10 protein-coding genes are annotated in these 7414 nt (G+C 70.5%); 5 read left to right on the top strand and 5 right to left on the bottom strand.

Annotation, left to right across the window (positions count from 1 at the left end; translation table 11 throughout):
- On the top strand, positions 1 to 323 hold a 323-nt coding region (locus tag BGN97_RS10880), incomplete at its 5' end, for a CPBP family glutamic-type intramembrane protease (protein ID WP_363331426.1).
- Positions 324 to 333: 10 nt separating this feature from the next.
- On the top strand, positions 334 to 468 hold the full coding sequence (locus BGN97_RS10875; RefSeq protein WP_292701203.1) for a hypothetical protein: 135 nt from the start codon (positions 334 to 336) through the stop codon (positions 466 to 468).
- 1 nt (position 469) lies between these two features.
- On the opposite strand, the gene BGN97_RS10870 is transcribed toward BGN97_RS10875, so the two are convergent.
- The 4 genes from BGN97_RS10870 to BGN97_RS10855 are packed head-to-tail and all read right to left on the bottom strand — an operon-like array spanning position 470 to position 4108.
- Positions 470 to 2110, bottom strand: a complete 1641-nt coding sequence (locus BGN97_RS10870; protein WP_292701200.1) for a DNA repair helicase XPB — start codon at positions 2108 to 2110, stop codon at positions 470 to 472.
- Between the two features lie 46 nt (positions 2111 to 2156).
- Entirely contained in the window at positions 2157 to 3431 is a 1275-nt protein-coding gene (locus BGN97_RS10865) for a helicase-associated domain-containing protein (protein ID WP_292701197.1), read from the bottom strand.
- Positions 3322 to 3825 carry a hypothetical protein gene (locus BGN97_RS10860; RefSeq protein WP_292701196.1) on the bottom strand — a complete coding sequence of 168 codons (504 nt, stop codon included), beginning with the start codon at positions 3823 to 3825 and terminating at the stop codon, positions 3322 to 3324. The genes BGN97_RS10865 and BGN97_RS10860 overlap by 110 nt, the downstream gene beginning before the upstream one ends.
- 7 nt (positions 3826 to 3832) lie before the next feature.
- Positions 3833 to 4108, bottom strand: coding sequence for a multidrug ABC transporter ATPase (locus BGN97_RS10855; protein ID WP_292701194.1), 276 nt, complete (start codon positions 4106 to 4108; stop codon positions 3833 to 3835).
- 126 nt (positions 4109 to 4234) lie between these two features.
- Here BGN97_RS10855 and BGN97_RS10850 point away from each other — a divergent pair, with 126 nt between their 5' ends.
- Together BGN97_RS10850 and BGN97_RS10845 are read left to right on the top strand one after the other, a co-directional pair.
- Positions 4235 to 4603, top strand: coding sequence for a cold shock domain-containing protein (locus tag BGN97_RS10850; protein WP_292701191.1), 369 nt, complete (start codon positions 4235 to 4237; stop codon positions 4601 to 4603).
- On the top strand, positions 4587 to 5177 hold the full coding sequence (locus BGN97_RS10845) for a DUF3027 domain-containing protein (protein ID WP_292701188.1): 591 nt from the start codon (positions 4587 to 4589) through the stop codon (positions 5175 to 5177). The genes BGN97_RS10850 and BGN97_RS10845 overlap by 17 nt, the downstream gene beginning before the upstream one ends.
- 63 nt (positions 5178 to 5240) lie before the next feature.
- Here the strand turns inward: BGN97_RS10845 and serC are convergent, their stop codons facing one another.
- Complete coding sequence (serC, locus tag BGN97_RS10840; protein WP_292701185.1) at positions 5241 to 6347, bottom strand: phosphoserine transaminase; 1107 nt, start codon at positions 6345 to 6347, stop codon at positions 5241 to 5243.
- Positions 6348 to 6447: 100 nt separating this feature from the next.
- Between serC and BGN97_RS10835 the strand changes: the two genes are divergently transcribed.
- Positions 6448 to 7149: a metal-dependent transcriptional regulator gene (locus tag BGN97_RS10835; RefSeq protein WP_292701183.1), complete on the top strand. Its 702-nt coding sequence runs from the start codon at positions 6448 to 6450 to the stop codon at positions 7147 to 7149.
- Positions 7150 to 7414 lie beyond the last annotated feature (265 nt).

Here is a 7414-nt window from a genome sequence, read left to right as displayed (position 1 = left end):
TCGTGTTCGGGCACCTCTACGACGTGTGGGGGCTCCTCAGCGTCGGCGTGTTCGCGCTCACCGCCGCCTGGCTGGTGTGGCGCACCGGCGGCCTGGAGTCGGCGATCGCGCTCCATGCGGTGAACAATGTCTCGGCGTTCCTGCTCGGCGCCTTCGGGCTGGCCGACGCGAACGCCACGACCGGATCGCCGGTCGACGTGCTCACCGCGGCGATCACGATGGTCGCGTACGCGGGGATCATCGAGTGGATGCAGCGGCGGCGTGGGCTCGTGCGCACCCGGACGATGCGACTTCCCGCGCCTATGCCGGTCCCGCAGGGGTAGCATCCGAGACATGTCCGAGTTCGAGGGCGGCGACAGCGCCTGCTGGCTCTCGAAGGTGTGCCCGGAGTGCGGTGCACTGCTCGACGATCTGTCCTCGCCGTGCTGGCGATGCGGGCTGAGGCCCGGCGAGGAGCCGCGCGACTGACTCAGGCCGCCAGGTCGACGGCATCCATGATCGTGTAGCTGTACCCCTGCTCGGCGAGGAACCGCTGCCGGTTCTGCGCGTAGTCCTGGTCGACCGTGTCGCGGGCGATCAGGGTGTAGAAGCTGGCGGTGTGGTTCGACTGCTTGGGACGCAGCAGGCGTCCCAGCCGCTGCGCCTCCTCCTGGCGGGAGCCGAACGAGCCCGAGACCTGGATCGCGACCGAGGCCTCCGGCAGGTCCACCGAGAAGTTCGCGACCTTCGACACGACCAGCAGCGAGATCTCGCCCTCGCGGAACTGCCGGTACAGCTCCTCGCGCTCGTCCACGGGGGTGGCACCGGTGATCTGCGGGGCGTTCAGCGCCTCGGACAGCTCCTCGAGCTGGTCGAGGTACTGTCCGATCACCAGGATCCGCTCGTCCGGGTGCTTGGCGATGAGCTCGCGCACGGCCGTGATCTTCGCAGGCGCGGATGCCGCGAGCCGGTACCGCTCGTCGTCCGTGGCCGCGGCGTACTCCAGGCGGTCGCTCGGCGGGAGGTCCACCCGCACCTCGTAGCAGGCGGCGGGGGAGATGAAGCCCTGCGCCTCGATCTGCTTCCAGGGGGCGTCGAACCGCTTGGGGCCGATGAGGCTGAACACGTCGCCCTCGCGGCCGTCCTCGCGCACCAGGGTCGCGGTCAGGCCGATGCGGCGACGCGCCTGCAGGTCGGCGGTGAGCTTGAACACCGGCGCCGGCAGCAGGTGCACCTCGTCGTAGACGATGAGGCCCCAGTCCAGGGCATCCAGAAGAGCGAGGTGCGCGTACTGGCCCTTCCTCTTGGCGGTGAGGATCTGGTAGGTCGCGATGGTGACCGGCTTGACCTCCTTGGCCTGACCGGAGTACTCGCCGATCTCGTCCGGGGTGAGCGAGGTGCGCTTCAGCAGCTCGTCGCGCCACTGGCGCGCCGAGACGGTGTTGGTCACCAGGATCAGCGTCGTCGTGCCGGTCGCGGCCATCGCGCCTGCGCCGACGATCGTCTTGCCCGCGCCGCAGGGGAGGACGACCACTCCGGAGCCCTCGTGCGCGAACGCGTCGACCGCCTGCCGCTGGTACGGACGCATCGCCCAGCCGTCCTCGGCCAGTTCGATCTCATGCGGGGTCCCGGGGGTGTAGCCCGCGAGATCCTCGGCGGGCCAGCCGATCTTCAGCAGCTCCTGCTTGATCTGGCCGCGTGCCCAGGCGTCGATCGCATAGCTCTGCGGGGTCGGGTGACCGATCAGCAGCGGCTGGATGCGCTTGTTGCCCGCCACCTGGGTGAGCACAGCCGCGTCGTCCGAGCGCAGGATCAGAGCGCCCTCGTCATCCCGCTCGATCACGAGACGGCCGTAGCGGTCCACGGTCTCACGCAGATCGACCGACACCGACGGCGGCACCGGGAAGCGGGACCAGCGGTCCAGGGTCTCCAGCATGTCGTCGGCCGTGTGACCGGCCGCGCGGGCGTTCCACAGCCCCAGCCGCGTGATCCGATAGGTGTGGATGTGCTCGGGGGCGCGCTCCAGCTCCGCGAAGATCGCCAGCTCATGACGCGCGGTCTCGGCATCGGCGTGCGCGACCTCGAGCAGCACGGTGCGGTCGCTCTGGACGATCAGGGGGCCATCAGACATAGCAGACCAGTCTACCGGCGACGTCCGGGAGGGGCTCGGCTCAGCTCTATAGCACCCGCACCGACCGGATGCTGCGCACCGGCAGCGTCCGCTCGACATCGGCGGCGTGGTCGCGACCGCGCAGACGCCCGCCGCCGATCCCGGATGCCTCCAGCGTCAGCTCCCGGCTCGAACCGTCCGGCATGGCGACCTCGACGAGCATGAGCGCGCGGGCGCGGACGGCGGCCTCCAGCTCGCGGTCCAGCCACGCGGCATCCGCGTCCGGGCCGCGGTGCGCCCGCAGCCGAGCGATGAGCGTCGCGTACGTCGGAGGCTCCGCCGGCGCGGTCGGTGCGACCCGGCGGCGCAGCGCCGCCACCGTCGCGCCGTCGCGGTCCACCAGTGTCGCCGGATAGCGGGCATCCGCCAGCGCCCAGGCGACGGTCTCCGCGCTGACGCGCGAGACCAGCCGGTCGCCGTCGCGGACCAGGCCCATCGGGCGCAGATTGCGGTCGACCTCGATGGCCTGCAGCAGGTTCTCATCCGTGCTCGACACGGCGGTGCCACCGGTCGCGTCCGGGCCGACCCTGACCAGTCCGTGCCGCGCCGCGGCCTGCGCGACCAGGTACTCGAGGGGCTGCGGGAGACCGGTGAGCGAGATCTCCCGCAGGAACGACAGGATGCTCTGCTCGGTCTCGCCGTCGACGAGCGCGCCGGCCACCGAGTCGGCGGTGAACCGGTACGACGTCTGCGCGCCGGACTCGTGCTCGGTCATGCCGCGCAGGCGATTGTCGAGTGCGGGCTGCAGCGGCCCCGGCGCGATGGCGGTCAGGTCGTTCTGCAGGAACAGCCGATCCACCTCCGTGGGCAGCAGCACCTCGAGGTCCGCGGTGTCCGGCTCGGCGCCCTCGCGCAGTCGCCGCGCCCAGGCGGGCTCCGCGTCGTCGGGCGTGCGCAGACCGAGCAGCGTCGCCAGGTGACGAAGAATGTCTGCTCGTGCCGGCCAGGTCTCGTCCCAGGGGTGGGCGTCGGCCCACATCCCGATGGGCAGCCATCCGCCCCCTGAGCGGATGCCCGCGGGCAGGGCCTTCCGGAAGCGGTCGGCCAGCATGCTCCAGCGCTCCGCGAACGACGAGTCCAGCCAGCGCTCGGCGGCGGCGGTCACACGGAACTCCCGGTCGACGGCGTGCGCGAGCCCGGTCAGGTCGGCGATCTCGCGCAGCTCGTCCGGATCATCGCCGGGGGCGAACCTGCGCTTCTCCGTGGCGCTCAGCGCGCCGGTGCCGACCAGCGCCAGCGGCGTGGTCCTGGCGGCCAGCAGCAGGTCGGCCAGCGCGCCCACGGTCGTGAACGCGCGCTCTGCGGCGCGGGCCGACGCGGCCCGGGACCTCCTCGACCGGATCGAGTTCCGGCACCGGGGGGTGCGCGGTCACCGCCACGGCGACCGGCGCCGGGACCCGGCCTCCGTCGTCGACGAGACCTCGTTCGGCGAGCATGGTCAGCTCGCCGGCATCCGCCTCGCCCGCGACGGCGGCCATCAGGGAGCGCGCCTCGGCCCGGGTGAGCGCCGCGAGTCCGCGCTCGATCGAGCCCGGCTCGAGCAGCGCCTCCGCGGCGTCGAAGAAGTCCGACCACTCGGCATCGGGGCGCACCCCACGGCTGCGCAGCAGCTCGGCCAGCCGCGCATCGCTCACCGCGGCCAGCCTGTCGGCCAGCGGGCGCGCGTGGGTGCTCATGCTCGACTCAGCGGCGCGTGTTCGCGCGTCCCCTGCGGATGAAGGTGATGATCAGCAGCGTGATGATCATCAGGAACGCGACGGGGAGTCCGTAGAGCGGCAGCGCCGCGATGAAGGGCCAGGCGCCCTGTCCGAAGTCCTTCTGCTGCATGCCGGTGGCGGTGCCGATGGGGATCGCGAAGAAGCAGATGATGGACGCCGCGGTCAGCGCCAGGGCCGTGTATGCCAGGATGCGATCGAGCAGACCGTTTGAGGTGCCGCTGCTGTCGTCGTGCGTGCTCATCACACTCCAGCGTATCGCCTGGGCGGTTGCACGGGATCGAGCGTCCGCACCGGGTGCACGGGTAGGCTGGAGGGGTCGCGCCGCCGCGCGACGGTTCATGACAGCGACACTCAGCGAGGTTCTCCCATGCCCACCGGCAAGGTCAGGTTCTACGACGACGAGAAGGGGTTCGGCTTCATCGCATCCGATGACGGCCAGGACGTCTTCCTGCACGCCTCTGCCCTTCCTGCAGGCGTCTCCGTGAAGAAGAACTCCCGCGTGGAGTTCGGTCTCGCCGACGGCCGCCGTGGCCCGCAGGCCCTCTCCGTGCGCGTGCTGGACGCACCGCCGGCGCGAGCGAAGACTCCGCGCGCGAACGCCCATGACATGGCCGTGATCATCGAGGACCTGATGAAGATGCTCGATGACGCGAGCGCGGACCTGCGCCACGGCCGTCCCACCAGCCGGGCTCTGCCCGCCGTGCTCCGCAAGGTCGCTGATGACCTCGACGCCTGACGAACTCGCCTCGGCGACGCGGGAGCTCGCGCTCGCCGCACTGCACGAGATCACCCCGGCCTCCACTGTGGGCCCGGCGGCGGGTCACTCCGTCGAGGAGAGCGGCGCGGTCTCGCTGCGCTTCGAGAACCGGCTCCCCGGATACCCGGGCTGGTACTGGACGGTCTCGGTCGCCCAGGTCGACGGCGAGGAGCCGACGGTGCTCGAGGTCGAACTGATGCCAGGCGAGAGCGCCCTCCTGGCGCCGGACTGGGTGCCGTGGGCCGAGCGACTGGCCGAGTACCGCGCTCACCAGGCGGAGCTCGCCGAGCAGGCTGCCGCCGCTGGCGACGACGCGGACGAGGACTCCGACGACTCCGATGAGTCCGATGACGAGGAATCCGACGAGTCCGACGAGGACGAGGACGACGACCACGAGGAGAGCGACCTGCTGCATGCCGGTGACCTCGACGGCGTCGACATCGATGAGCTCGACGCGGACGCCGAGGCATCCGACGAGGACGACGACTCCGAGGACGACTCGGAGGGCGACGACGACTCGGAGGACGGTGACGACTCCGACGAGGAGGAGTGACCCCGACGACGGAGAACGCCCGCACGACCTGACGGTCGGTGCGGGCGTTCCGCGCTCCGGGGCTCAGCCCTGGTGCTCGAGCACGAACTCGATCGAGCGGATCAGCTGACGCACGTCGTCGGGTTCGATCGACACGAACGTCGCGATGCGCAGCTGGTTGCGGCCGAGCTTGCGGTAGGGCTCGGTGTCGACGATGCCGTTGGCGCGCAGCGTCTTGGCGATGGCCGCCGCATCGACGCCGTCGAAGTCGATGGTCGCGACGACGGGGGAGCGGTGAGCCGGGTCGACGACGAACGGGGTGGTGACCGACGTCGCCTCCGCCCAGTCGTACAGGAGGCCGGACGACTCGGCCGTGCGGGCGGCCGCCCACTCCAGTCCGCCGTGGTTCAGGATCCATGCGAGCTGGCTGTCCAGCAGGTGCAGAGTGGTGAGCGCCGGAGTGTTCAGGGTCTGGCTCAGTCGCGAGTTGTCCAGCGCGTTCTTCAGGCTGAGGAACTCCGGGATGTACCGGCCGGATGCTGCGACGCGCTCGATGCGCTCGATGGCGGCGGGGGAGACGGCGGCGAACCACAGGCCGCCGTCGGAGCCGAGGTTCTTCTGCGGCGCGAAGTAGTAGACATCGGCCTGCGTCACATCGAAGTCGATGCCTCCGGCGGCGCTGGTGGCGTCGATCACGGTCAGCGCGGCCTCTGCGGCGATGCGCTGCACGGGGGCGGCCACGCCGGTGGAGGTCTCGTTGTGCGGCCAGGCGTAGACGTCGATGCCCTCGACGACCTCGGCCGAGGTCAGCGACCCGGGCTCCGCGTTGCGCACATCGGGCGCCTCCAGCCACGGCGCCGCAGCCGCCTTGGCGAACTTGCCGCCGAACTCGCCGAACACCAGGTTCTGGCTGCGGCGCTCGATCAGCCCGAAGGCCGCGGCGTCCCAGAACGCGGTGGATCCGCCGTTGCCGAGGATGATCTCGTATCCGTCGGGAAGGCGGAACAGGGTGGAGAGGCGCTCACGCGCGCTCGCGACCAGGTTCTTGACGGGCAGCTGGCGGTGGGACGTGCCCAGCAGACTCTCTCCGACCGAGGCGAGCGCCTCGACCTGCGCGGGGCGCACTTTGGACGGACCGCAGCCGAAGCGTCCGTCGACGGGCAGGAGTTCTCGGGGGATCTCGATCGCCATGGGTCGATTGTAGGGCGGTATCCGGTGCCCTCCCATCCGCATGACGGCGACGAGCTCCTGCGAAAAGGTAGGCTTGCCTAAGAACCTCCGGAGGGCCCGCATGACCGATCTGATCGACACGACCGAGATGTATCTCCGCACCATCCTCGAACTCGAGGAGGAGAACATCGTGCCTCTGCGCGCCCGCATCTCCGAGCGCCTCGGGCACTCCGGCCCCACCGTGTCGCAGACCGTGGGTCGCATGGAGCGCGACGGCCTCGTGGTCGTCTCCGAGGACCGGCGGCTCGAGCTCACGGACGCCGGCCGCCGCAAGGCCGTCGACGTCATGCGCAAGCATCGCCTCGCCGAGCGGCTGCTCTCCGACGTGATCGGCCTCGACTGGGCGTATGTGCACGATGAGGCCTGCCGTTGGGAGCACGTCATGAGCGAGCAGGTCGAGCGTCGTCTCGTGGAGCTGCTCGGACACCCGACGGAGTCGCCGTACGGCAACCCGATCCCCGGACTCGACCAGCTCGGCGACGTCCCGACGCGCTCCTTCGACGACGGAGTGATCGGACTGGTCAAGAAGCTGGACGCCGCGGGAGAGCCGATCGAGGGCACCGTCCGACGCCTCGCCGAGCCCGCTCAGGTGGATCCCGAGCTGCTCGAGCAGCTGCGCGACGCCGGTGTCGTCCCGGGCGCCCGAGGGGACTACCGGTACAACGAGGGCTACGTCCTGATCCGCATGGAGGGCCGGGAAGAGGGTCTGGAACTGCCGGTCGAGCTGGCGTCGCACATCTTCCTGGTCGGCGGAAACGCCTGATCGGAGAACCTTTCTCCGTCCGCCCGGCGGATTGCCAGGTTCGGAGGGTGACAGAATCGTTATCTTCCGGTAACGTCGATGGGGTCGCCGACGAAGAAGCCCGTCGGCGACGATCACGGGGATCGCCTCCCTGGCTCGTCGTCCCCGTGAGCAGTTCGCACAACGTGCCGTGTGACATACGTGCCCGAGAATCGACATTGCTGACGAGCCTGCGCTAGCCCGAATGAGCGCGGAGGCGCAGGAGGAATCCCTTTTGGCCGAAGAC

The sequence above is a fragment of the Microbacterium sp. 69-10 genome (assembly GCF_001897945.1).
GTDB lineage: Bacteria > Actinomycetota > Actinomycetes > Actinomycetales > Microbacteriaceae > Microbacterium.
This window is presented reverse-complemented; position numbering and strand designations above follow the sequence as displayed.

Excerpts from the sequence above, each read along its gene's own strand:
- BGN97_RS10850 (WP_292701191.1), top strand. The coding sequence starts at position 4,235 with ATGCCCACCGGCAAGGTCAGGTTCTACGACGACGAGAAGGGGTTCGGC.
- BGN97_RS10845 (WP_292701188.1), top strand. The coding sequence starts at position 4,587 with ATGACCTCGACGCCTGACGAACTCGCCTCGGCGACGCGGGAGCTCGCG.
- BGN97_RS10835 (WP_292701183.1), top strand. The coding sequence starts at position 6,448 with ATGACCGATCTGATCGACACGACCGAGATGTATCTCCGCACCATCCTC.
- BGN97_RS10860 (WP_292701196.1), bottom strand. The coding sequence starts at position 3,825 with ATGAGCACCCACGCGCGCCCGCTGGCCGACAGGCTGGCCGCGGTGAGC.
- serC (WP_292701185.1), bottom strand. The coding sequence starts at position 6,347 with ATGGCGATCGAGATCCCCCGAGAACTCCTGCCCGTCGACGGACGCTTC.
- BGN97_RS10855 (WP_292701194.1), bottom strand. The coding sequence starts at position 4,108 with ATGAGCACGCACGACGACAGCAGCGGCACCTCAAACGGTCTGCTCGAT.
- BGN97_RS10870 (WP_292701200.1), bottom strand. The coding sequence starts at position 2,110 with ATGTCTGATGGCCCCCTGATCGTCCAGAGCGACCGCACCGTGCTGCTC.
- BGN97_RS10875 (WP_292701203.1), top strand. The coding sequence starts at position 334 with ATGTCCGAGTTCGAGGGCGGCGACAGCGCCTGCTGGCTCTCGAAGGTG.